The sequence below is a fragment of the Streptomyces caelestis genome, from assembly GCF_014205255.1.
Taxonomy (GTDB): domain Bacteria; phylum Actinomycetota; class Actinomycetes; order Streptomycetales; family Streptomycetaceae; genus Streptomyces; species Streptomyces caelestis.
The window spans coordinates 8,862,303-8,885,285 of record NZ_JACHNE010000001.1 but is presented as its reverse complement, the minus strand read 5'-3'; the positions used below and the strand labels follow the sequence as shown (position 1 = coordinate 8,885,285).

21 protein-coding genes and 4 pseudogenes are annotated in these 22,983 nt (G+C 68.8%); 12 read left to right on the top strand and 13 right to left on the bottom strand.

Annotated elements, in window-relative coordinates; all coding sequences use genetic code 11:
- Positions 1 to 33: 33 nt before the first annotated feature.
- The 5 genes and pseudogenes from HDA41_RS40295 to HDA41_RS40275 form a co-directional block, all read right to left on the bottom strand.
- Positions 34 to 691: pseudogene (locus HDA41_RS40295) on the bottom strand (transposase family protein).
- A 390-nt stretch (positions 692 to 1,081) separates the two neighbouring features.
- Positions 1,082 to 1,540, bottom strand: coding sequence for a hypothetical protein (locus tag HDA41_RS40290; protein WP_184992953.1), 459 nt, complete (start codon positions 1,538 to 1,540; stop codon positions 1,082 to 1,084).
- Positions 1,541 to 1,820: 280 nt separating this feature from the next.
- Positions 1,821 to 2,585: a dipeptidase gene (locus HDA41_RS40285; RefSeq protein WP_230299850.1), complete on the bottom strand. Its 765-nt coding sequence runs from the start codon at positions 2,583 to 2,585 to the stop codon at positions 1,821 to 1,823.
- Entirely contained in the window at positions 2,585 to 3,247 is a 663-nt protein-coding gene (locus HDA41_RS40280) for a response regulator (RefSeq protein WP_184992951.1), read from the bottom strand. Before HDA41_RS40280 ends, HDA41_RS40285 begins: the two co-directional genes overlap by 1 nt.
- Positions 3,244 to 4,314, bottom strand: coding sequence for a sensor histidine kinase (locus tag HDA41_RS40275; protein ID WP_230299851.1), 1,071 nt, complete (start codon positions 4,312 to 4,314; stop codon positions 3,244 to 3,246). The genes HDA41_RS40280 and HDA41_RS40275 overlap by 4 nt, the downstream gene beginning before the upstream one ends.
- A 31-nt stretch (positions 4,315 to 4,345) precedes the next feature.
- On the opposite strand from HDA41_RS40275, the pseudogene HDA41_RS40270 reads away from it, so the two are divergent.
- Positions 4,346 to 4,789: pseudogene (locus tag HDA41_RS40270) on the top strand (DUF8746 domain-containing protein); the annotation flags it as partial.
- Positions 4,786 to 5,610, top strand: coding sequence for an ABC transporter permease (locus tag HDA41_RS40265; RefSeq protein WP_184992949.1), 825 nt, complete (start codon positions 4,786 to 4,788; stop codon positions 5,608 to 5,610). The pseudogene HDA41_RS40270 and the gene HDA41_RS40265, both read left to right, overlap by 4 nt.
- Before the next feature lie 189 nt (positions 5,611 to 5,799).
- Here HDA41_RS40265 and tpg read toward each other — a convergent pair whose 3' ends face one another.
- From tpg to HDA41_RS40245, 3 genes are all read right to left on the bottom strand, one after another.
- The gene (gene tpg, locus HDA41_RS42540) at positions 5,800 to 6,330 is read right to left on the bottom strand and encodes a telomere-protecting terminal protein Tpg (RefSeq protein WP_230299852.1); all 531 of its coding nucleotides are present in this window, start codon (positions 6,328 to 6,330) and stop codon (positions 5,800 to 5,802) included.
- Between the two features lie 353 nt (positions 6,331 to 6,683).
- Positions 6,684 to 7,346, bottom strand: coding sequence for a GOLPH3/VPS74 family protein (locus HDA41_RS40250; protein ID WP_184992947.1), 663 nt, complete (start codon positions 7,344 to 7,346; stop codon positions 6,684 to 6,686).
- A 171-nt stretch (positions 7,347 to 7,517) separates the two neighbouring features.
- The gene (locus tag HDA41_RS40245) at positions 7,518 to 7,919 is read right to left on the bottom strand and encodes a hypothetical protein (protein WP_184992945.1); all 402 of its coding nucleotides are present in this window, start codon (positions 7,917 to 7,919) and stop codon (positions 7,518 to 7,520) included.
- Positions 7,920 to 8,326: 407 nt separating this feature from the next.
- Here HDA41_RS40245 and HDA41_RS40240 point away from each other — a divergent pair, with 407 nt between their 5' ends.
- Together HDA41_RS40240 and HDA41_RS40235 are read left to right on the top strand one after the other, a co-directional pair.
- Positions 8,327 to 10,669 carry a right-handed parallel beta-helix repeat-containing protein gene (locus tag HDA41_RS40240; RefSeq protein WP_184992943.1) on the top strand — a complete coding sequence of 781 codons (2,343 nt, stop codon included), beginning with the start codon at positions 8,327 to 8,329 and terminating at the stop codon, positions 10,667 to 10,669.
- 386 nt (positions 10,670 to 11,055) lie between these two features.
- Complete coding sequence (locus HDA41_RS40235) at positions 11,056 to 11,220, top strand: DUF6207 family protein (RefSeq protein ID WP_230299871.1); 165 nt, start codon at positions 11,056 to 11,058, stop codon at positions 11,218 to 11,220.
- Positions 11,221 to 11,596: 376 nt separating this feature from the next.
- On the opposite strand, the gene HDA41_RS40230 is transcribed toward HDA41_RS40235, so the two are convergent.
- The 3 genes from HDA41_RS40230 to HDA41_RS40220 form a co-directional block, all read right to left on the bottom strand.
- Entirely contained in the window at positions 11,597 to 11,893 is a 297-nt protein-coding gene (locus HDA41_RS40230) for a hypothetical protein (RefSeq protein WP_184992941.1), read from the bottom strand.
- Between the two features lie 1,236 nt (positions 11,894 to 13,129).
- Positions 13,130 to 13,687 carry a DUF6461 domain-containing protein gene (locus tag HDA41_RS40225; protein ID WP_230299874.1) on the bottom strand — a complete coding sequence of 186 codons (558 nt, stop codon included), beginning with the start codon at positions 13,685 to 13,687 and terminating at the stop codon, positions 13,130 to 13,132.
- Positions 13,688 to 14,034: 347 nt separating this feature from the next.
- Complete coding sequence (locus tag HDA41_RS40220) at positions 14,035 to 14,478, bottom strand: hypothetical protein (protein WP_184992939.1); 444 nt, start codon at positions 14,476 to 14,478, stop codon at positions 14,035 to 14,037.
- A gap of 486 nt (positions 14,479 to 14,964) precedes the next feature.
- Between HDA41_RS40220 and HDA41_RS40215 the strand changes: the two are divergent.
- The 3 genes and pseudogenes from HDA41_RS40215 to HDA41_RS40205 all read left to right on the top strand — a co-directional run.
- A pseudogene (locus HDA41_RS40215) lies at positions 14,965 to 15,499 on the top strand (GNAT family N-acetyltransferase); the annotation flags it as partial.
- Positions 15,500 to 15,690: 191 nt separating this feature from the next.
- Positions 15,691 to 16,644 (top strand): GNAT family N-acetyltransferase, encoded by a 954-nt coding sequence (locus HDA41_RS40210; protein WP_311772192.1) that lies wholly within the window; start codon positions 15,691 to 15,693, stop codon positions 16,642 to 16,644.
- 285 nt (positions 16,645 to 16,929) lie between these two features.
- Entirely contained in the window at positions 16,930 to 18,159 is a 1,230-nt protein-coding gene (locus tag HDA41_RS40205; RefSeq protein ID WP_184992937.1) for a multidrug effflux MFS transporter, read from the top strand.
- Positions 18,160 to 18,332: 173 nt separating this feature from the next.
- On the opposite strand, the pseudogene HDA41_RS40200 reads toward HDA41_RS40205, so the two are convergent.
- Positions 18,333 to 18,446, bottom strand: a pseudogene (locus HDA41_RS40200) (ATP-binding protein); the annotation flags it as partial.
- 101 nt (positions 18,447 to 18,547) lie between these two features.
- Here HDA41_RS40200 and HDA41_RS40195 point away from each other — a divergent pair.
- The 3 genes from HDA41_RS40195 (at position 18,548) to HDA41_RS40185 (ending at position 20,927) form a co-directional block, all read left to right on the top strand.
- On the top strand, positions 18,548 to 18,850 hold the full coding sequence (locus HDA41_RS40195; protein WP_376706876.1) for a DUF6114 domain-containing protein: 303 nt from the start codon (positions 18,548 to 18,550) through the stop codon (positions 18,848 to 18,850).
- 599 nt (positions 18,851 to 19,449) lie between these two features.
- Positions 19,450 to 20,430 carry an alcohol dehydrogenase catalytic domain-containing protein gene (locus HDA41_RS40190; protein WP_184994146.1) on the top strand — a complete coding sequence of 327 codons (981 nt, stop codon included), beginning with the start codon at positions 19,450 to 19,452 and terminating at the stop codon, positions 20,428 to 20,430.
- Positions 20,431 to 20,495: 65 nt separating this feature from the next.
- Positions 20,496 to 20,927: a YybH family protein gene (locus HDA41_RS40185; protein ID WP_184992933.1), complete on the top strand. Its 432-nt coding sequence runs from the start codon at positions 20,496 to 20,498 to the stop codon at positions 20,925 to 20,927.
- Between the two features lie 207 nt (positions 20,928 to 21,134).
- Here HDA41_RS40185 and HDA41_RS40180 read toward each other — a convergent pair whose 3' ends face one another.
- Entirely contained in the window at positions 21,135 to 22,088 is a 954-nt protein-coding gene (locus tag HDA41_RS40180; protein ID WP_376706843.1) for a helix-turn-helix domain-containing protein, read from the bottom strand.
- Between the two features lie 111 nt (positions 22,089 to 22,199).
- Between HDA41_RS40180 and HDA41_RS40175 the strand changes: the two genes are divergently transcribed.
- Together HDA41_RS40175 and HDA41_RS42140 are read left to right on the top strand one after the other, a co-directional pair.
- A complete protein-coding gene (locus HDA41_RS40175) occupies positions 22,200 to 22,595 on the top strand; it encodes an MmcQ/YjbR family DNA-binding protein (protein WP_184992931.1) in 396 nt (131 codons plus the stop codon).
- The gene (locus tag HDA41_RS42140) at positions 22,592 to 22,771 is read left to right on the top strand and encodes a hypothetical protein (protein WP_184992929.1); all 180 of its coding nucleotides are present in this window, start codon (positions 22,592 to 22,594) and stop codon (positions 22,769 to 22,771) included. The genes HDA41_RS40175 and HDA41_RS42140 overlap by 4 nt, the downstream gene beginning before the upstream one ends.
- Positions 22,772 to 22,983 lie beyond the last annotated feature (212 nt).

Sequence of the window (22,983 nt, the reverse complement as noted above, 5' to 3'; positions counted from 1 at the left end):
CTGCGGTGATCACTGAGGTTTTCTCAATGAAGATCATTTCCAGTGCCCATTGAGAACGAGTGCGGCGCGGACTATGTCGCCGATTCTGCTAGGGCTGAGCGTGACGTACTTGAGGGCTCGCCGGCGTTCCTTCAGTTCCGCCGCGGTCCGCTCGCCGCGCGCCCTTATGTGTCTGATCAGCACGTTCGTGGCGCGGGTTCCTCGATCCAGGGCGGTCTCGGAGTGGCCTTTGGGGCGGCGTACGGGAACGTGAATGCCGATGCCGACGCCGACGTAGCCCTTGTCGGCGAGCGTGTGAAGCCCGCCGGCGGCGGCCTTGTACAGCGCGGGCAGCGCGTGATAAGGGCCGCGGTGATGTCCGGGGTGGAACCCGGCTCGACATCGGAGACCCACAACGGGGTGCCGTCCGGCGCGGCCAGTCGTGCTTCAGGAGCTTGGGCGGCCAGCACGCCGATGCCCAACATGGAGGTAGCGGTGGCCGGTGGCCTGCGAGATCCCGGCGTCCCGGGCCAGGCAGTGCACGCAGCCGTGTTCTCGGAACCAGCGCAGCAACCAGTACGGCCTGGCGGAACGGGCCCAGGGCGCGAGAGCCCTTCGGGGTGCCGATCCCGTGCCCGTGGGCGGCCCGCAGCCGGGCGAGGAACTCCACGATGTGGCGTGGGAGGTCGAGCGCGGCAGCATAGATGACCAACGTGAAGCCTCCGATTCGAGCGGACATGATCTTGGCAGACCAGTCCTACCAGGGGTTTCACACCTGCCCGGCCTCGTGGGCCACCCGGAGATCATTTCGCTGGGGAAGCCTCAGTGGGTAAGAGCCGCGCTGGGCTCAGCCCTGCCGCACCAGAGATACGTGCTGCGAAGGGCCGACCGGGCGGCTTTGTCCACCCGTCGCAGCGGTGAGGCTGAACAGGGAGCGTTGCAGTGACATCACAAGATCCACCTTTAGCCGGATACGTCCGATTTCTTCCAGCCCATTGGAACAGTTGGATGCCGGGGAACCACATTGGGAACACGCCTTCCTACGGACCACATGCAGCCAGAACCCGGGGAGCACTGACCCCGTGCACCCGGCGGCCCCTAACTAATGATCGACGGAGGCCTCACTGCTTGGGCGCCACCGCAACCAGAGGTCTCCCCCGTCAGGCCGGTAGCGGTCTCCGTCGTCCAACCGCACCTCACCCACAAGCCGCCGAGCACCGTCCGGCGCCTGACGGTACGGCGCGAGGAGCAATTGCAGTTCGTCGTAGCGGGCATCACTTCCTCCGTTCCCCGGATGCTCCTCCCTCCCGGCTTCAGAAACCTCGTACCTGACAAAGATCGCCCACTGCTCGCGCTCCATCGCCACTGCCGCTGCGCTCGCGGGCCAGACGACGTACTCGTCAGCCGCGTCGGCCGGGTCATAGTCCCAACCCTCAAAGTAGTGCGGGACACCATTGATGACCGCGAGTCCTTTACGTGGCCCGTCGTGCCACTCCAAGACGGCGTACGCCTGCTCGAACCCGTCCGCGATCAACTGCTGCTCATTCCAGGGTTCAGCCACATCGGCAGGCTACCGGTCGGCGGCCTCTGCATCCATGATCGCGATCCACGGCTGGAGTGCTGAGAGGGCGTTTGAAGTAGGCAGATTGCCCTTGTCATCCTGCCGTTGAGCTGGCGTGATGTACGTCAGGATGCCTGGACCACCGCGGTGACGCGGTAGGGCTGCACCGCAAGGCGGCGCCACCGGCTGCCAATGCTGCGCCGTGGCTCCAGCTGGAAAAGGTGAGGCGGTCGAATGGATCAATGCATGGAGCAAGGGTGTAGTTCGAGCTACTGCCAGACTATCGCGGCGACCCGGCGGAAGTGCCGCCCAGAATCGCGGTAATGGCGTCCTCGGGATACCCCCGGGCGAGCAACGCGCTCTCGACGGTCAGCAGCTCCTCCGGAGGCATGAAGTCGATCGGCCCCCAGCGGGTGTAGCAGTCGGGGAACAACTCCGGACTCTGTACGAGCATCGCGTTGAAGTCCTCGTGGTCGAACGGGTAGTCGGTCGACACGCCGACATGCTCGGGGCCCACGAGGTCGACGGCGTGGTCGATGTGCCGTACCAGCGCGTCCATTGTGGCGTCGTTGGGGCCGAGGAAGATCCCGACACCGGTGATCCCGACGACCCCGCCGGTGGCGGCACACTCCCTGGCCTGCTCGTCAGTGTTGCGGGGATGGTCCCACAGCAAGCGCATGCAGGAGTGGCTGTAGATCACCGGCTGCTCGGAGACCTCGCACAGGTCCAGCCCGGTACGGGCACCGCAGTGGGAACCGTCCACCACCATCGCGACGGCATTCATCTCCCGTACCAGCGCTCGGCCGTAGGCGGAGAGCCCTTCGTCGGACTCGTCCAGACAGCCTCCGCCGGCCGCGTTGCGGTTGTTGTAACTCGGCAGCGTCGTACGGACTCCGAGGTCGTAGAAATCGCGCACCCGATCCAGACGCCCCTCGAGCGGCCCAGAATCCTCCAGGTCGAAGGCCACCGCCACATCCCCCGCACGCCCAGCGCTGTCGACGTCCGCGACACTCACCGCCGGCCGCAGACGGTCGTCCGCGTCCATCAGCGAGGCAGGGTGACGAGCCCCATCTCATAGGCGGTGATGACGAGCTGGACCCGGTCCCGGGCACCCAGTTTCGTGAGCAGCCGTGACACATGCGACTTGGCGGTGGCCACCGTGATGAAGAGGTCCTCGGCGATCTCGGTGTTCGACCGGCCCCGTCCGACCAGGGTCAGCACCTCTCGTTCCCGCTCGGTGATGCCCTCGACCGACCGTGGGGAGCGCTCCGAGACAGCCGCAGGGCGCCTGATGAAATCCGCGATCAGACGGCGCGTCACGCTCGGCGCGATCAGTGCGTCGCCGGCGGCGACCACGCGGACCGCAGCAAGGATGTCGTCCAGCGCCATGTCCTTGACCACGAAACCGCTCGCACCGGCCCGGAGCGCGCCGTAGACGTAGTCGTCCTCGTCGAAGGTGGTCAGGACGAGGACGCGAGTCGCCGCGGGACCGGCCGTGATCAGGTGCGTGGCCTCGATCCCGTCCATGCCGGGCATCCGGATGTCCATGACCACGACGTCGGGGCTGGCATCCCTGACCAATTGGACGGCCTCCGCGCCAGTGGCTGCTTCACCGACGACCTCCAGGTCGGGGTAATCGGCCATGAGTACGCGCAGACCGGACCGAACCAACGGCTGGTCGTCGGCGAGCACCACCCGGACGGTCATCGTGCCTCCACCGGAACTCCGACGGGTGCGGGCATCGGCAGCCGGGCCTCCACCCGGAAGCCGCCCTCAGGGCGCGGCCCCGCGCTGAGCCGGCCGCCCAGCAGACCGACCCGCTCCCGCATCCCGATGATGCCGAAGCCGTGGGCCGAGCCGTTCCCGGTGTCGCCACGCCCGTCGTCGACGATCTCCACAGACGGTTCCTCGTCTCCGTAATCGATGGCCACCCGGCAACGTCCGGTGCCCGCGTGGCGGACCACGTTGGTCAGCGCCTCTTGAACGATGCGGTAGGCGGACAGGTCGATGTCGGCTGGCACAGGACGCTGCTCCCCGCTGCAGCGCACGTCGACGCGTACCCCCGCGCCCGCAGTCGCTGCCGCCAGCCGTTCGACGTCTGCCAGCCCCGGCGAGGGTGCGAGCGGTGACTGCTCCGATGCGGTCGCGCCCCGGTCAGCCTGACGGAGCGACACCAACGTACGCCGAAGCCCCGACAGGGTCTCTCTGCTGGTGACCTCGATGGCGCGCAGGGCCTCGCGAGCCTGCGCCGGCTGGGTCTGGATGACCCGGCTGCCCACACCGGCCTGAATGGCGATGATGCCGATGCTGTGCGCGACCATGTCGTGCAACTCCCGTGCGATCCGCAGCCGTTCGGCGGTCACTGCCTCGGCCACCTCCTGCGAGCGCAGTGCCACTGCGTGCTCGCGGCGCTCGCGACTCAGCAGACCGGCCATGCAGGATGTGGCCAACGCCAAGAAGGCGATCACCGCGTTGACGGTCAGGCCGTCCCCGTGCGCGAAGACCCCGATCACCAGGAGTTGCACGGCGACAGACACGGCCACGGCGACAATCGAAGCGCGCCGTGCGCAGGTGGCGACGATGAAGCCCAGCACGAGGTCCACCGCCGGATACGACAGGAACTGGCCCTGGTACGACGCCGCCAGGCTCTCATGGCCGGAACTCGGAGGACCCACCACCACAGCGGTGGATCCGAAGAGTGCCATGGCCAGAGCCAGCAGCGGCATCCGTCGCACCACGCCGGCGAGCAGGCTTACAGCCAGCAGCGCCCCCACACCGTGGACCGTGCCCGACGCCCGCGGCGCGCCCCCCACCGTGCTCTGGGTACGCCGGCTCTTCCGGCGTCTGGCCTCCGAGGGGCGCACGGTCTTCCTCTCCAGTCACCTGATGTCGGAGATGGAGAACACTGCCGACGAGCTGGTCGTCATCGGCCGGGGCCGCCTCATCGCCGCCGAGCCGCTACGGGACTTCGCGGCCCGTAGCACCCGTAGCAGTGTTGTGGTGGGGACACCGCAGGCCGCCGAGCTGGCAGCGGTGCTGACGGCGGCGGGCGCCTCGGTCGAGCCGGAGGGCTCGGCGGGCGCCGAGAAGCTCGCAGTGACCGGGCTCCCGGCTGGCCGGATCGGGGCGCTCGCCTTCGAGAACGGTGTCCGGCTGGACGAGCTGACCACCCGTACCGCCTCGCTGGAGGCGGCCTTCATGGAACTGACCGCCGACAGTGTCGAATACCTGGCAGGACAACCCCGATGACCACACTCGCCTCCGTCTCCCCGGCCGCCCCCGTCGCTGTGCCGCCCGTCCGCTTCCGCGACCTGCTCGCCTCCGAGTGGATCAAGACGCGGTCCCTGCGCTCCACCCCGTGGACGATCGGACTCACCGTCCTGTTCGTCGTCGGGTCCGCCGCCGTGGCCACGCTGGCGGACGAGGCCGCAGACTCCGGGCCCGCTGAGTTCCTGCCCTTCGACGCCTACCCGGCGGCCGGCTACTGGACGCTGATGCTCGTCGCCAGCAGCATGGGCGCCCTCACCATCGTGAGCGAGTACAGCAGCGGGCTGATCCGCACCGCCACCGTGGCAGTCCCGGCCCGCGGCTCGGTCGTGCTGGCCAAGGCGGCCGTCACCGCCGCGTTGTGGGCTGCGGTCGGCACGGCCGCCTCCACTGGTTCCTTCCTGGTCTCCCAGGCCATCCTGGACGGGCGCCACGCCGGCGTTCCGATCACCCACCCCGGGGTGTTCCGGGCGCTGGCGGCATCCGCGTTGCTGGCTCCGGTCTGCGCCCTGGTCGGTCTGGGTCTCGGCGTTCTGCTCCGGCATGCCGCCGGGACCATGGTCACCAGCGTCTTCACCCTGCTGATGCTGCCCACCATGTTCTCGGAGAGCAACCGCTGGTCGGCAGGCATCAACCACGCGATGGTGTCGGCCGCCTGGAAGCGCCTGGTCCAGGCCTGGGGGCCGGATCCCGGATCCCTGAGCTACACCGCCACGGTCCCCGGCTCCTGGATCGTGTACACGCTCTGGCCGCTGATCACGGTCGCACTCGCCGTTCTCGTCGTGAGGCGCCGCGACGTGTGAGTGTGCCTTCCAGGCCGCGACATGTGAGTGCAGCAGGCCGACGGTCTCATACAAGCGCAGCGTCGTGGCCGGTCTCCGGAGGGGATCAGGCTGTGGCCTCCGGAGCGGCATCACATCCCTGCTGCCACCGCACGTCGTTCGGGGGCGCCGTGGCAGGACCTGTTCACTCGCGCTGGTTGAGGGCCCGGGTCAGTTGACGGTTGGCTTCTCGGGCGGCTGCCAGCTCGGCCTCTCGCTCTTCCAAGGAGGCCCGCACGTTCGAGCACATCGCAGTCCGATCTCGACGTGCTCCACGTCGGTGAACTCCACGCCCAGACCGTGAGCGCGGGTGTTGTTGTTCCGGAAGTACATCTCCGCCAGGCCCCCAGCCGCGATGCGCTGGAGCTGCCGCTCCTTGGCACCCCGCTCGCGGGCGGTGAACAGCCGGTCCGCCCGGCGCGGCGGCAGGGCCTGGGTGATGTCGCGGATCCGGGCGTCGTCGGTCGTGCCCGGCGCGGGCTTGCCCTCGTCCGTGTACGGCAGGACGTCCAGCGGGCTGGGGCCGGTGGAGGGGTGGACGATGCAGCCCGTGCCGATCGCGACGGGGTAGAGGTCGGCCGCGACGGCGGCCTTCATCAGCTTGCGGTGGATGCCGACCCGCTGGTTGGCGAGCACGGCGGCCCGGATGTCGGGGCGCCATGTTGCCCGCTTGAGCGCCGGCCACGGCTCGTAGTACGGCACCTGGCCCCGGTTGCGCTGCCGCAGTTTGCCTTGCCGCCCTTCACGGTCGCCTTGATCGCCTTCTCCGGCAGCGCCATCGTCGGGTCGACCTGCTTGGAGCGCGCCATCGCCTCCAGGAACTCGCTCCCGCCCATCGTGGTGGTGACGCCGACGTCTTCCATCAGGGGTCGGCGAGCCGCACGATCATGCGATCAGCAGGCCCTGCGGCGAGCTGAGTACGAAGTTCCCCGTCGGCGCGGGCGGCCCCGCAACGGCATCGCCACCCGCTACGAAAAGATTGCGACCATCTACCTCGCCGGACTCCACATGCAGGCATCTTCATCCGGTCCGCCCGATGATCCGGATGGAATGGCTTAACTCCCGGCCGTGGCGGCCGTGACTACGGTGACTGCGACCATAGCTGCCTGCATGTCGCGGATGGCAGCGCGGACGCTCTCGGCCGCCCATTGCCCGGCGGCCACCTCCCCCATCCTTGCGGCGACCTGCTTGCGCGGGCGGTCGGGAAAGGCCAGGCGGTGCAGCTCGGCGGAGTGGATCAGTGCGATGAGGCCCGCTGTCCGTGTGTCCGGCTCGGCGCCATCCAGTACGACGGCGCGGAGCCGTTCCCGCAACTCAGCCTCGACGGCGCCGTCGGCCTCGGGATAGCGGCGTATCGGAAACACGCCGAGTGCCCTGTGCTTCTCCTCCACGACCACTCCGCGCTTGCACAGGCTCTCCAGAGCCGCACCGACGGCCTTGGCGTGGTCCTTTGTCAGCCACTCCGTCACCCGTCGCTTCTTGCGACCGCGCAGCCACGTCTCAATCAGTGCCGTCCGGCTGTCGAGTAACTGGTCCCCGGTCGGCGTCGTGTCTGTCAGTTCGAGGTGCTTGCCTGCAACGGACACCCGCCCGGCCAGGACCAGTTCGAGCAGGATCCCTCCCGACACCGCCCACCCAGCGGCTTGCCGCTGCTTCGCCGACCCGGACTCATCGTCCAGTGACAGCAGCATGATCTCCTCGGCCAGTGTGATCGCCATACCCACCACCCCCGTATACACCCTGTGATCGCTTTCTCGTGATCAGACGCCCTGAACCGCTAAGAGGTTCCCGCCGCCGATTCCGGCTTTAGTACTGCAGCCGCAGTGGCGGGAGTCGGTGGTCGCGGTCACCGGGTATGTGCCCAGCCGGTGGCCGGCGGGGCTCCCCGGTCACTGGTTCTCCTTCGCTGGCTCTGGTGCCTTGTCAGGCCAGATGGTGATCAATATGGGCCAGATCAGGCTGTAAATAGGGACTTTGGTGAGAGGGTTGAGCCACACGAGTAGCGGAGCGCCCTTGTCGAGGGTGGCGACCAGCACCACCAAGCCGAAGATCAGGCCGACGCTGATCGCGTAAGCCAGCAGGAACCTGACCCAGGACTTCCAGGCATCCGCGACAGCCGCGCGGCCGTAGCGCTCCGGGCGCGGTGGGACGGCGGCTCCGCTGAAGCGGCGGGCGAACTTCGCATCGGCCCAGCGGACGGTGCGGTGGCCGTAGACCGCGGTGATTCCGAGGTAGGCCGCCGACAGGCCGTGCCAGACCGCTGGCTCAGCACCGTCCCGGATACTGAGCACGGTGGCCCCCCAGCAGCACGACGTCGATCAGCGGGACGCACAGCAGCAGCGCGCCGCCGATGGTCCGTCCGCCGGCCAGCGGCATAGCGCGCGGTCAAGCCGCCTACGAGGAAGACCCAGAAGAGCACATGCCAGTCCAGGTTCGCGCGCCCAGTGTGTAGAGCGTCGAAGGTCACCACCTGCCGGTCAGGTCGAGTGGGGCAAGCAGCTCCTGGAAGTGGCTCGTTTCGGGGAGCGTCTTGGGTTACGGGGATAACTCTGGACCGTCAAGGTTCCAATGCTTACGCTCTGCCCTCGACGTAGTCCCGTTTCTCGGGCGTTTCCGGGATGCGAGTGGTGAGCCGCGCCGCACCGCGCGACCGCTATCTGCGTGCACCCTGTCCCCTACACAAGTCGAAAGTGAAGTGATGAGCAAACACAGAGTGGCCGCGGGCGCCTTGGCGGCGGTCGCGCTGGCTGCTGGGCTGGTGGTCAGTGGTACGGCGGAGGCGGCAGCAGCGTGCACCTTCTACGTCTCCGCGTCGGGCAGCGACGGTAACGCCGGAACCTCACCGGATCGCCCCTGGGCGACCTTAGAACGGGCGCGGGACCACATCCGACAGCACGGGCTCAACAAGGACATGCGGGCCGACCTCCGCGTCTGCCTGCGCGGGGGCCGGCATACCCGGACGGCCACCTTCAACCTGGCCGAGGCGGACTCGGGTTCCAACGGGTTCAAGGTCGTCTACCAGGCGTATCCGGGTGAGACGCCCATCATTGACGGTGGTAAGGCCGTCACGGGCTGGAAGCGGGTAACCGACCGGCCTTACTTCGTGGCCGACGTGCCGGAGTCGGCGGGCTACGCCGACTACTTCCGGCAGCTCTACGTCGGCGGCCGGCGGGCTCAGCTGGCGATGGGCAAGGCCATCGTGGGCAGCGGCTTCTTCGATGAGGCATCGATCCCCAACCCGCCGGCCAACCCGGAGCGGCCGACCCGCTCCTACGACGGCGTGCAGTTCCCGGCGGCCGGCGTTCCGGCGTACACCAACGTCCGCGACATTCGGCTGCTGCACATCGCGATCGGCTTCAAGATCGACTACTTCCCCGTCGTGGACATCAGCGCGAGCGGCGCCAACAAGCGGGTGCGCCTGGCACAGCCGCACTTCCAGGCGCGGCTGAACCGCGACGACGGCTTCTCGCTGGACTACGACGACACGTTCTACGTGCTCAACGCGTTCGAGGAGCTGGACTCCCCCGGCGAGTGGTACCTGAACCGGGCGACGAACAAGGTGTACTACCACCCGCGGGCGGGAGAGGATGTCAACCAGGCCGGGGCGTACGTGCCGGTGGTGGAGACGCTGGTGAACGTGGCCGGGTCCAGCCCGTCCGCGAAGGCGAGCGCGATCGCGTTCGACGGCATCACGTTCGAGCACGGCAACTGGCTGCTGCCTCGCGACCGGTTCATCGGCGGCTCGCAAGCGGAGGCGCAATACGCGGACGACCCCTTCAAGGATCCGAACCACGACGGCTACGGCGGCGAGGTGCCCGGTCAGATCAAGCTGACCAACACCCGCGGCATCACCTTCACCAACAACACCGTGCGCAAGATGGGCAGCGGCGGACTGCAGCTGCTGACCGGAGCCGAGGACGTCACCGTCACCGGCAACCTCTTCCACAACCTGACCGCCGCCGGGGTCATCGCCGGCCGGTGGATGGACGTACACGTCGACGGCGCCCGGCGCACCAGGAACGTGACGATCAGCAACAACGTCGTGACCGACATCGGTGACGACTTCTTCCCGGCGACCGGGATCAGCCTGATGAACACCTACAACGTGGCGGTCACCCACAACCTCGTCCACGACACCGCGTACATGGGCTTCCATCAGCGCAAGGCGGAGGAGCACAGCCTCCTCGACGGGGCGGACGGGATCGGCAAGACGACGTTCAGCCACAACGAGGTGTACAACGCCACGTCCAAGGTGTCCTGGGGGGTGCACGACTCGGGGGCCGTCTACTCGTTCGGGTCGTGGCCGGGCAGCGTGGTCAGCCACAACCACGTGCACCACTCGACGTCGACCGCGAACTACTACAGCGACAACCAGAGTCACCAGACCCGCTGGGACTACAACGTCGGGCAGGGCGGGCGGTTCGACTTCTCCCCGCGTTACCGCCAGCCCCTGTCGGTGTACGCGTCGCACAACTACACCGACTTCGCCGACAACTGGCTCGGCGGGGCCATCTACGACGGCGACGGGCGACCGCACGTGGTGACAGATGGGGCGTGGCCGGCCGAGGCGCGGACCATCATGAACCAGGCGGGCCTGGAACCGGCGTACGCCGGGCTGCGCTGGAAGGTGCCCAGGGAGAACCTGGCCGACCACTCCACCGTGTCGCAGCGCAGTGCCTGGAACAGCGACCTCGGCAAGCTTTGGGACGGCGTCACCGACACCGCCGAGGCCAGCTCCAACGTGAACGAGTCCTGGGTGCAGTTCGACCTCGGCGCCGACTACGAGCAGTTCGCCTTCACCATCCAGCAGGACAACTGCTGCACCTGGATGACCACCCACTGGAAGGTGCAGCGGTGGAGCGCCGGCCAGAACGCCTGGATCGACATCATGCCCTACCAGGCGATCAACACGACGGCGCCGGTCGTCTACCGACCGCCGGCCGACCTCGCCACCACCAACATCCGGCTCTACGTGCGCAACAGCAACCAGAACGGAAAGGTCGGCGTACAGGAGTTCAGCGCGACCGGCGTGCGCAAGTAGCGGCCTCGACATCACGCGGCGGGCGTGGCGCGGCGGGCGGGTGCACACCGGGTCGTGCGCCTGCCTGGCCGCCTTCCGCGCAGGAGCAGTGACGGACCTTCACCTCCCCCCTGACCCCGACGCCGCACCTCGGGCCTCGGGGTCCCTCCCTCACATCGTCACCTCTCACGGAGCGCCTGGTCCCCTCTGAGTTCCTCGCCAGCGGCGAAGAAGACCACGAACAAGGCCGCGGCCAAGAAGACGTCCGGGCGCCGGCCGCGCAAATGGCCGGGGCCCTACTCGGTCGGGTGAACACGCCGGGATCGGAGAACTTCTGCGGACGCCGGCGCGTAGTGCCAGGCATGAGGCAGATCGCTGACACGCATGTGGCATAGCCGGGCCTGGCCGTGGTGGAGGTCGCGGCCGCTGATGATGAAACCGCGCTCGCGGTCCAGGAGCTGCTCGCCGCACGGTGCGCCATCGCACCGGCGGACCGCACGACTCGGGAGCCCGGCGAGCCCGGTGTACGGCTGCGGTTCTTCCTGGACCTGCGCCAGGAGCCGGGCTCGTAGCGCTGCGGGCCCCGGCCGCGTCCCGCTGACCAGCCGTGGTCGGGGTCGGTCTGGCCAGCGGTGGGGGCGGTCGTCCAAGGTGGCGCGATGAGCGAGCTCCGACCCGGTGACATTACTGACGAGATGCGCCAGGCCATGGACTTGGCCCTACGGGAGAGATTCCCAGAGGGAGCTGCGCAGCCCCGCTGCCAGGATCCGGGCCGACGCCGAAGGCCGGTATGCCAGCGCGGAGCCCGGATGGCAGGCCGGAGTCGAGTGGACGCTGCTGTGGATCGAGAACACCGCCAGCCAGCTGACCGAGGGCAAGCCGAAGCAAGCCGGTGGCGGGTGAGCAGCGCGCAGACCTGCCGTGGTCGGACTGATGGTCGGGGCTGTGTCAGGGCGTGTCGCCGGAGTAGTGGAAGCGGCAGCTCACGCCCGGGCCAGGCTTGCGCGGTTCGCCGGGGCGCGGGTCGTACAGCGACCGACCACCAGGGAACTGCCCGAGCTCGGTGGGCAGGGCCGCGCCGTCGTCGACTTCCTCCGGCCGCCAGCCTGTGATGTCCAACAGCAGTCCGTCCAGCGGCCCGCCTATCAGCGCGGCGTACGTCTGGTGCGGGAGCGGGCCCGGGTTGGGGTCGTCGTGGTCGTGGCCGTAGACCCGGCCGCGTAGCAGCTGCTCATCTCCGTTCATGCCGACCAGCCTTCCAGCCACCACCGACAACGCGGTCCGGGCAGCGGCCCTCGGTTGTGAGGCTTTCCTCTCGCGAGCCTCGGGGCGGTGGGCAAGCCGCCGTCCGGGACGGCTTGCCCGGGCTGCCCTTGGGCTTGCCCAGCGGCTACCGGCGCGGCCCGATCCCGAACACGCCGCGGCTCTTGGGCGCCGGGCGTTCGGTCGCCGCGCGGGTAGCAGCTTCCTCCGCCTGGCGTCGCGCGCCCCGTTCGGCTTCGGCCCGAGCGCTCGCCGTGTCCGCGCACGGCCCGCACATCTGCGCCCAGCGGTCGTCGGTGAACTTCGCTCCGCAGCGGGCGCACACCGGCAGCTGCGCCTCCCGCTTCGGCGGCCTCGCGCTCGGCCCGACGTCCGCCGGGCGTGCTCTCGCTGCACCGCGTACAGCCGGTCGCCGTCGGGGTTGTCCAAGGCCTGGGTCAGGGTCTGCCACTCACCGCGCCCGAGCCTGCGCCACACCGCGCCCCCGGCGCCGGCCGGGTCGGCGGTGAGCCGCTCCAGCTCGGTGACGGCCACGGGCACCGCCTGGTGGTAGTCGACGGCCGTAATGCCCGCCTCTATCCCCAGGTAGGGGGCGCTGGCGAAGTACGCGCGGGCGGCCTGCTCCAGGCGCGCGGATCCGGCTGGCGCGCTCCCGGTGAAGACGAACGCCACCGGTACGCAGCCCCCCCCCGGCCAGTCGCCGGGTAGCTTGCGCAGGGCGGAGATCCGTACGTTCTTCGGCAGCAGCCGCTAGGTACGGCGGCCTGCCCGCCGTACCCCGGCCCTACTCGCTGGAGGATCCCCAGGGCGTTGAGCACTTCCTCCCTTCGTAACTCCGGTGGGCTTCCAGACCTTGGGTGTCGAGCTGGGAGGGACGACTGACGCGGGATGCGGCTTGGCATGCTCGCGCCATCGCCCGGCGAGCCTCGGACGCCCGACCAGCGAAGCTGCACCCACGTACACGAAGCCGGAGAACGGCACACCGCCGCCCAACGCAACCTCTTCAACCGCCTCCTCGGATCTCCACCACTGCCTCACCAAGAATGTCCCCTACGACGAGACCACCGCCTTCCCGGCCCCGCCGATCGTCACCCTTGCAGCGGCTTGTGGGTACTTGGCGGCGGGCGGGGAAATCTGGTGGTGCGCGGCCGGAGGGCCGCTGCTCGACATCTTGACAGCCCCCTCCACCGAACTGGGACGGTCCAGTCACATGAGGAGTCACTCCGGCAAAGGGCTCAACCGGCCGCTCATACGCAGATCGTCCACCTCTCCCGGGTGCGTCAGCCGGATACCGAAAGCGTTCTCAACAAGCGACAGGACGCCATAGAGAGGGGGCTGCTCGCCAGGGACGAGCCCCAACGGCCGCATGTACTCATCAAGCCGTGTCGGGTCCTGCCCGGTCGGCTCAATCCCCTGGAGCGTGTGAAAGTCGACGATGACGTCGCCGTCGACGGCGTACTTGAACCAGTACATCGGCTTCTCGTTGTAGTGCAGGGCAACGGCCTCGGTACCGACGGACACGGCGCTCAAGATCTGCGCCTCGAGCCCGTGCACACCACCCTGTTCCCACGCCCAGGTCCATGCTCCATCGACGCCCGTGGTGACGACGGGTTCCTCATCGTTGAGAAGGTCGTCGCCGAAGTCGTCCGACAGATCCATCCCGTCGCGAAGTGCAAGGGTTTCCTGGTCAACTCTCATGCGGGTGAGCAACTCGACAGGACTCAGCCCCCGTACGAAGGTCAACGTGTAGATGGGGAAGTCGCCGACCCGGAACATCTCCAAGCCGCCTCCTGCGTGTGCACTCGTCATTCGGCGGATGCTGTCACACCCCACTGACACCACAGCCAACCGCCACCGCTTGGCAGATCAACTGCATCGGATGTCTTGACCGCGGTCTGCCCATCCCGGTCCGTGGTGCCCGTCTTGATCCTTGACCGGACGGTTCGTCCATGGCCGATGCGCCACTGACATGCCGCCCCTCGCCGAAACATGTCATGGAGGGGAGTCCTGGCTGCGGCCTGAGGCGCGGCATGGTCCGATGCGAGGCAAGAACCGAGGACCGGTAACCGCGCCGGACGCTGGCCTGCGTCGGTCACTCGGTCAGTTGCCTTTGACGAAGTCGATCACGTACCACTTGGCGGTGGATGCGTTGTAGACCGCGGTGAGGAAGTCACGCTTGTTCGCCGTGGTGGTGAGCAGGGTGGAGGGATCGTGGAGCCCACGACGAAAGCGGAGCTGCGGGTCAGCGTGCGGTTCCCGGTGGCGTCCTGGATGAGTTCCCAGGTGATGCGTTTTCCATCGGTGGGGTTGGTGGGTGTGCCCAGTGTGCGGTTGCCCTGGAGGGTGACGCGGAAGTGGTTGCCCAGCGCGGCGTTGGTGGCGATGGTGGGGGCGTCGGTCAGCGTGACGGGGGCGGGGCTGACACGGCTGTCGACGTAGTCCTTGCGAGTCAGGTGCTGGGCCTGTGTGGGGGCTGCCGTGGTGGAGACGTTGCCTTCGTAGTAGACGTCGCCGGCACCGTAGACGAACCCGGCCGCGACCGGTAAGCCGCCGACCCAGACGGTCACGGTGCGTGGGGCAGCCTCGTCCGGAAGGCGCCTGCGGTGTGCAGCACTACAGCCCGGTGTACGACCCGGCGGATCTCGGCAGATGGCCCGGTAGTCGGTGATGTCGTAACCTCCGTCGGCCAGTGCTCCAGACCCGGCCCGCGGACGAGGTCATCGTCGTCGCCGACCGATGCACCGACGCGGGCTTCCGCCTGGACACCATGGCCAGCGTGGACAGGCCGGCGAGGGCGGCGCCGTTGAAGGCCAGCAGCATGGAGACCCTGCCGTCGGTACGGCCGGAAACGCGCGGGTTCCCGGACTCCTGCGGGTCGGACCCTCGGAACTCGGATGAACGTCCCGCTTTTGGGGAGTCAGATAGATGGGTTCCTCGACGCTGGGGCGCAGATCGACTGCCCCGACACCGATCAGGACTCGGCGAGAGGAGGACTCCGGGCTGGGACTTCTCCTTTCGGATCACCCCCACGGGCGTGCGATAGGTTGCCCGCCATGACCGAGCTCGGGCCCGTCGCCTGGCCACCTGCTCCGATCAGGACCGAACGGCTCGTACTCCGCGAGTCCGAGGGCCTGACCGTGCGGCGTTCATCGAGCTGTTCGCCTCACCAGAGGTGCGCACCTACCTCGGTGGCCCCGACCGCGTGATGAGCTCGAACGCGCAGTGCCCGAGATACCCGGGCGGCGCCCTGGCCTTTTCGTGGTCGCTCTCGACGGAGCGATGATCGGCACAATCACGCTTCTCGATCGGCGCGACGCGGAGCGTCCGGGACACGTTCGTCCGGAGTCCGGGGAGGCCGAGCTCGGCTACATGTTCCTACCGGAAGCGTGGGGATGTGGGTACGCCGCCGAGGCGTGCGCAGCGGCACTCGACTGGTTCGCCGACGCGCTCCCCGGCGAGCCGGTGGTGCTCTGCACCCAGACCGCCAACGACCGCGCGATGCGCCTTGCGGCGAAGCTGGGGTTCACCGAGGTGGAGCGGTTCGAGGAGTGGGGCGCCGAGCAGTGGTCGGCGTATGGTCTTCGGTCCCACCGTTCCGCTGAGCTAGTGCCGCATCAGGCAACGTGCGCCCTGGTGACGATCCAGCGTAGGCGCTCGTCAGCGGCGCGTGGACTCCAGATGGATGCGACAAGCTCGCCATCGGCTACCAGGCCGCACTCCACCTCGCCGCCATCCTCATCTGTACGCGACGCTGACCAAAGAGACAGAACCTAGGCGTGATGCAGCGCGTCCAGTTCGGGCAGGAACGAATTCCGGCCGAGCAGCCCTGCGGACGGGTCGAAATGAAGTGGTGTCGCTGGTGGCCTGTTACTTGGATGCCTGGCGTGACTTCTGCCGATTTTGACGATCATCCTGAGCGGGCACTGCTGGACCGGCTCGAGGAGTACTACGACGCGGTCCCGCGCCACGGCGCCCGCGTCGAGGACCACGGGCCGCTCACCTTGTTCGTGCGGGAGGGCCCGGGCTGGCCGTTCTACGCACGTCCCACACGGGGATGGTCCGGACCACTGAACGCCTCCGACGTGCAGAAGGTCCGTGCTCGCCAGCGGGAGCTGGGGATCCCGGAGAGTTTCGAATGGGTCGCCGAGACCACGCCCAAGCTGCGGTCAGCAGTCGAGGAGTCGGGACTCGTGGTCCACGAACATCCGCTGATGGTGCTCGATCCCGGTACTCCCGCAGCTTCCCTGGACGGGTGGTCAGGCAGCATAGAGGTGCGGATCGTAGGCGCGGACGATCCGATACTGCCCAGCGCCCTGGCCGTTCCTCACCTCGCCTTCGCCGAGCCTGGAACCCACGTCGGTCTCGCGGGAACACCGCAACTGACGGAAGCGACCGACGCTCGTATCGCCGACGGATCGGTGGACCGCGCTATCGTGCGTATCCGGGCAGGTCGAACGGCGGTCGCCGCAGCTGTCGAGCACGGATCCGCGCTGTCCGCAGGCCAGCACCAACCGCTCGCAGGAGTCAGCGAGATCGTCGGCGTCGGCACGCTCCCCGCAGCTCGCCGTCGCGGTCTCGCACTCGCGGTCACCGCGACACTGGTGGCCGACGCCCGATTGCGGGGGGCGGCAACCGTCTTCCTGTCTGCAGGTGATGACGATGTCGCGCGAGTCTACGCCCGATTCGGCTTCCGCAAGATCGGTACGGCGCTGATCGCCGAACCCTCCGAATAAGCAACATCAAAACGAGGCGGGCTGAGGTTCGCCAGCGGCAGCCGGTGGGAGAAGACCCGCCGCCTGGTCGAGCCCTCCGCACACGACGAGGACCTGCGCGCCGTGGCCTACCAGTTGATGGACGCCGCCGGTCTCCGGCGTGGCGACCGGGATCACGCTCAGGGGCGAGGACCTCCTCGACGCCGGCCAGCACGAACCGCCTGGCTTTTCCCTGGGTACGCCGCCGGGACACACCGCTCCGCGAGCGCGAACACCTGATCCTGGAGAAGGGGCGGCCGCCGCGCTATGACCACCCGTTCCGCGGCCTCGCCCGAGGCAGCCAGCCCGTACGCCGTCAAGCCGAAGCGTCTTCGCCTGCTGCTGGTGCTGGCTGGACTGAGCGGCGTAAGCCCCCTGGCCACAGACATGTATGTCCCCGCCTTGCCCGACTTGGCCCGCTCCTTGGCAACCGACGCCTCCGGTGCGCAACTGTCCCTGACCAGCTTTCTGGTCGGCATCATCGCCGGGCAGCTTGCCCTCGGTCCGCTCAGCGACGCGGTCGGCCGCCGTCCCGTCCTCATCGGCGGGTCCCTGTTGTTCGCCGGCTTCTCCGTCGTGTGCGCTGCGGCGCCTACGGTAGCTGTGCTGAACTCGGCGAGGGTGGGACAGGGCGTCGCAGGGGCCGCCGGGATCGTGGTCTCCCGAGCTGTCGTCACCGATCTCTTCGACGACCGCGAACTCCCTTCGGTGTTCTCCCGTTTGGGAGCGATCGGCGCCATGGCCCCGGTGCTGGCCCCGCTGGCCGGCGGCGCCCTGCTCCTCGTCGTTCCCTGGCGTTATGTCTTCGCCGTCCTCGCCCTCATGGGCATACTCCTGGCCGTGGGCGTATGGCGCTGGGTTCCCGAGTCCCATCCGCCCGACGCCCGCCTCACCGGCGGCCTGGCCACCAGCCTTCGCGCCATCGGCCGGGTAACCGCACAGCCCGCCGTCGTCACCCCCGTGCTGGCGCTCGCCTGCGGCGGAGCCGCCGTCTTCGCCTACATCGCCGGCACCACCTTCGTCTTCCAGGACATCTACCACCTCTCCCCTGCCCTCTCCAGCCTGGTCTACGGCGTCAACGCCATCGGCAACATGTCCGGAAGCCTCGCCTACGGGCGCCTGACCAGGCGCCGGTCTCCCGAAGCCCTCCTCATCATCAGCGGCATCCTGGCCACTGCCGGAGCAGCGGCACTGCTTCTCATTCAGGCAACCACCGGTAGCAGCATGCCCCTGACCTGGCTCTGCCTACTGATCAGCATCAGCGCATTCGGCCTCTTCTTCCCTGCCGTCATCACCATCGCTCAAAGCCGCGGCCGAGCCGCCCCCGGAGCCACATCCGCACTCCTCGGCAGCGGCCAGTTCCTCCTCGGCGCAGCCGCCTCCCCCTTGGTCGGACTGTTCGGCGCCCAAAGCCCCGCGCCCATGGCAGCCGTGATGGCCACCTGCCTCACCCTGGGCACCCTGGCAGCGATCGCGACCAGACGGACGCACAGCTAACTGACACCGGAGCCCCGAGCATGCGCAAGGAGAGGAATAGCTCCAGTCACGAATACGTGACGGCTACCAGCTCCCCGCCCCGACCTCCAGCCTTCCGACGTCGCCCCCCTGCAGCCCGCCGCTTCCACGGCAGGCCGTCAGGCACGACAGCGGGGCCAAGGGAGCGCTGCCTGCTATTGGGGGCGGCGTCCGGTGACGTCCCCGCCCAGGTCGTCGGGCAGGGCGATGCGGGCGGTGATGCGTTTGCCGACCGGCTCCCGCTGGACCTCGAAGCCCTGGGCGACGGCGAAGTACGGCGCGCTCGTCGAGCTGAGGAACCGACCCGCATGTTCGCGCTGCGCGTTCATCGCGCCGGCCCTCCGCGTGATCCAGCTGCGGAACACCCGGAATATGGTCGCCGCGTGCCTGGTGGCCCTCGGGGTCCACTCTGGCGCTCCCTTCGCTCCTCATCAGCTCATTGCTGGTAGCGCTGGGTCTATCCATGTGGTTCCAGGCCGCGGTACGCGTCTTCGCGGGCACTGGGGCGGTCGTGCTGACAATGGCCTCGCTGGTCCTGCCGGTCGTCTCCAACCTCGTCATCTTCCTGGTGGCCCACCTCCCTGGCCTGATCGGCGGCGCGCAGCCGGCGGAGCCGTCGGGCGGCAGCGACAAGTGTGAGCGGCAGCAGGGTCTGCCAGAACGGACGGTGTAACCAGGGGCGGTTGGGGTTACTGACGGGCTGCGGAGAGACGGCCGTCAAAGGTGATGCCGAGGCGTTCCGTGCGGTCTTCCAGCGGCTGGTTCAGCGGGCTTGTCCTTGCCGGTGAGGTTCAGAGACATGATCGCCATGTAGACGTACTTCGGCCGAGCTGTTCGGCCCTGTCCCCACGGCCGAGGAGGCCCTCACCCGGTTCACCGACGAGCTGCGCGCAGCACCGGCGACAGGCCCGCGTCCCCTCCCTCGCCGCCCGGCGGCCTGACCAGGACACCTCGGGTCTATCCCTCCTGGTCGAACCACTCCATAACGGTGCCGGCCGAGCCGAACGGGTGACGGGGCGGGCGCTCAGGACTTCCCTGGCCGGGCTGAGGGGCCCGGTGAAGCCCTGCGATCGCGGGGCTCACCGGGTGTCCCCCATTGACCATCAGATGTCCGCAACTGACTGAGCGATTCGCCGGATGTCGGCAGAAGATCGAGAGGTGCTGCGGCGACCAGCTGCGGGCCGCAGCGTGGCGACCCTGCGGGCCATACACGAAAAGTAAGGAACTGGCATGGACAAGCGTGCAGCGTCCGGAGGCGCCGCCTCTGCGGCGATGCGAGCGGTCGTCGTCACTCAACCCGGCGGCCTGGATGCTCTTCAGGTCACCACGGCGCCGATGCCCGAGCCGCAGCCCGGATGGGTGCGCATCAAGGTGAAGGCGTTCGGCGTCAACGAATCCGAGGTCACCACCCGAAAGGGCGAGTCGGACCCGGAGGTCACCTACCCGCGGATCCCCGGCATCGAGGGCGTCGGTGTGGTCGACCAGGCCGACGAGGACAGCGGGCTGCGCCCGGGTCAGCAGGTGGCGACCATGATGGGCGGCATGGGCCGGTCCTTCGACGGCTCGTATGCGCAGTACGTGACCGTCCCCGCGGGGCAGGCCATCCCGTTCGAGACCGGCCTCCCGTGGGAAGTGGTCGGCGCGCTGCCGGAGATGTTCCAGACCGCCTACGGCTCCCTCGCCACGGGCCTCGGTCTGCAGGCGGGGCAGACGCTGCTGATCCGCGGCGGCACCTCCACGGTCGGGCTGAGCGCGGCCACGATCGCGAAGGACCTCGGAGCCACCGTGCTGTCCACCACCCGCAGCCCGGACCGGGCCGGGGAACTGCGGGCCGTGGGTGTCGACCATCCTCTGGTCGACAACGGCACCATCGCCGACCAGGTGCGCGAGCTGATGCCGGACGGCGTCGACGCCGTACTGGAACTGGTGGGCTGCTCGGTCCTCGCCGACACCTTCCGCACCGTCCGCCGCCACGGCACCGTCTGCTTCACCGGAGCCCTGGCGGGCCAGTGGACGATCCCCGACTTCACCCCGTTCATGATCCCCAGCGGGGTGAGGCTGACCAGCTACGCGGGCGGGGCCACCGACCTGCCCGAGCAGGTCTTCCAGCAGCAGCTGCAAGCCATCGCCGCTGGGCGGCTCAAAGCCCCGGTCGCGAAGGTCTACCACGGCCTGGAGCAGGTTCGCGATGCCCAGGCCGACGTCGAGGCCGGCACGACGCCGGGCAAGCACGTGGTGCTGCTCGACGACTGAGAAGCACACCCATCCGCCGCCGACCGGAACCGGCGGACGGCGGCCTGCACGAAAAAGGAGCCGTCATGGGCGTCAACAAGGAAGAAATCAGCAAGACCATCCTGGAACTGGAGAAGGCCTTCAACGAGCGGTGGAGCGTCGGCGACAGCCGCGGCTACCTCGACAACTACGCCGAGGAGATCAGCTACTTCGACCCGATCGAAAAGGCTTTGGTCGTCGGCCGTGACGCGGCCGTCGCCCACATCGAGGCGATCTACTCCAACCCGCACATCGTGCGCAACGAGTACCTCAATACTGTCGTGCACGTCAGCGACGGCGGTGACTTCGCCGTCCTGGCCTACAACCTGAATACCTACGTGCTCGACGACAACGGCAACGAGCGGCAGCTGCGCGCCTGGAACGCCACCGAGGCGTACCGGCTGATCGACGGCGAGTGGCGCATCGTGCACTCCAACTGGGCGTTCGCCCAGACCGCGACAGGCGCGATCGCATCCTGACCGGGAGAATCCAAGGTGACGCACCCCCGGCCAGTGAGCAGCGATCGAAGGAGGCGGCCGGCCCCGGCCCGGCCCCCGCTCCGGACGCGACCAAGGTTCACGGGACACGCGTGCACGACCTCAAGGACATCGACGTCACGGTGCCGCTGGGCAAGCTCGTCGCGATCGCCTGGCGGCGGTGGAGTGGGAGCTTGTGCCGCGCCCGCCTCACATGCCGGTCCTGGCTTCGCGGGCCGCGAAGGCGGCCGGGGTGAGACCGGTGTGGCCACGGAAGAAGCGGCCGAAGTTCGCGGGATCGGTGAACCCGAGATGGACGGCCACGGCCCGGGCGTCCCAACCGGCACCTCCCAGCAGGCGACGGGCTTCGAGCAGCCGCCGCTCGTCGATGACCTCACGCACCCCCTTGCCGGTGACGTCCCGGGCCGCGCGGCTGAGGGTGCGAACCGAACAGCCGAGCAGCCCGGCATAGTCCGCAGCCCGGTGCAGTTCCCGGAAGTGCAGCTCCAGGGCGTCCGCAAACCGTGCGTACGTGTCCCTGCGGCCCGTGCCGCCCGCCAACGCGCCGTCGGAGGTGACGTCCGGGGAGCTGGCAAGGCGCAGCAGCAGCGATTCGAGGAGGCTGCGCCGCAGGGCGTGGTGGACATCGAGCCGGCGCCGCCCCAGTGCACGGTGCTCGTCCAGGAGCTGGAGCGCCGTCTGCCGCAGCCAGGCCGCGTCATCGGGGTGCGGGCTCAGTACGGCAGGGGCCTCGTGCGCGGTGAGCGGGGCCAGCAGGCGGGCGGCGTCGGACGTCAGCACGTCCGGCTCGAACAGGATGAACAAGCCGCGGGCGGCGCCCGGCGGATGCCAGCACTGCGCGTGCCCGGGGCGCACCCACAGCCACTGGCCGCAGGCAACGGTCCGCGTGACGTGGTCGACATCGTGGAGCAGCTCACCCTCGGTCACGAGGATCAGGTAGTGGAAGGTGGCGCGGCCTGGACGGGGCGGATTCCACGGCCAGTCGTCGTGCTCGGCGAAGAAGTCCTCGACGGTGCTCACCTCAAGGCCGTACGGAGTGCCGACCGGGGGCTGGAAACCGTACAGCGGAACCGCGGCCTGCACGGCCTGCCCGCTGCGTCCGACGCGTGGAGAACGCATGGGGTGTCGCTTGTCGACCATCACGTGTCCGCAGCGTACCGCCCGATTGCCCGCTTCAGGGAAAAGGATGGGGCGTGCCGTCCGCGTCCCTTGGCCGACGCCCCTGCCCGCCACCACCAGAGGAAGGAAACACTCATGAACGGATCGACCCTGCAGACATTCGCCGCCGAGTGCGCGGAGGAACTCCCCGGAGCCCAGCTGGAGCATCCCTTCGGCCCGGACTGGGAGGTCTACAAGGTACGAGGCAAGGTGTTCATGCTGATGACCGAGGTCCCCGGACGCCCCGTCGTGATCCTCAAGGCGGACCCCGGCGAGGCCCACGCTCTCCGGGAACACAGCAGCCACATCACCCCCGGTTACCACATGAACAAGAAACACTGGATCACGCTGGAGGGCGGGACAGGCATCGACAAGAAGCTCGCCAGGGAACTCGTCACCGACTCCTACCTGCTCGTCGTCGCCCTCTTGCCCAAGGCCGAGCAGCCCGTCGACCCGCACACCTACGGCGCCAGCACGCGGGCGGACCGGTGACCGCGGCCGGCGACCGCCCCCAGGACACCACCCGCAAGGCGGCCCTCGCCCTCCCCGACGTCAGCCAAGGACGCCCCTTCACCCCGCCCGAGGAGCCGTCGCCGTCGGGTGACCGGGCGTCGACCCGGCACGCCACCACTCGGCCGAGCAGCTCCGGCGCCGGCGGCCACTTCTGAGCCGGAGGTTCCGGCATCGGCACATCATGCCGATCGGCCCGATGGCCTCGCCGTTGTGGGAGCCGGAACCGTCGCCACCCTAGTGCTCTGACCGCATAGGTCCGCCGGGTCGGTCGTCCGGACGGTTGGATGGGCGTTGACGTCCGGTCCGCCTGCTGGGGGCGTGATGGCAGAGCCTGTCCGTGTGCGCAGGTTGACCGATCAGGAGGGGG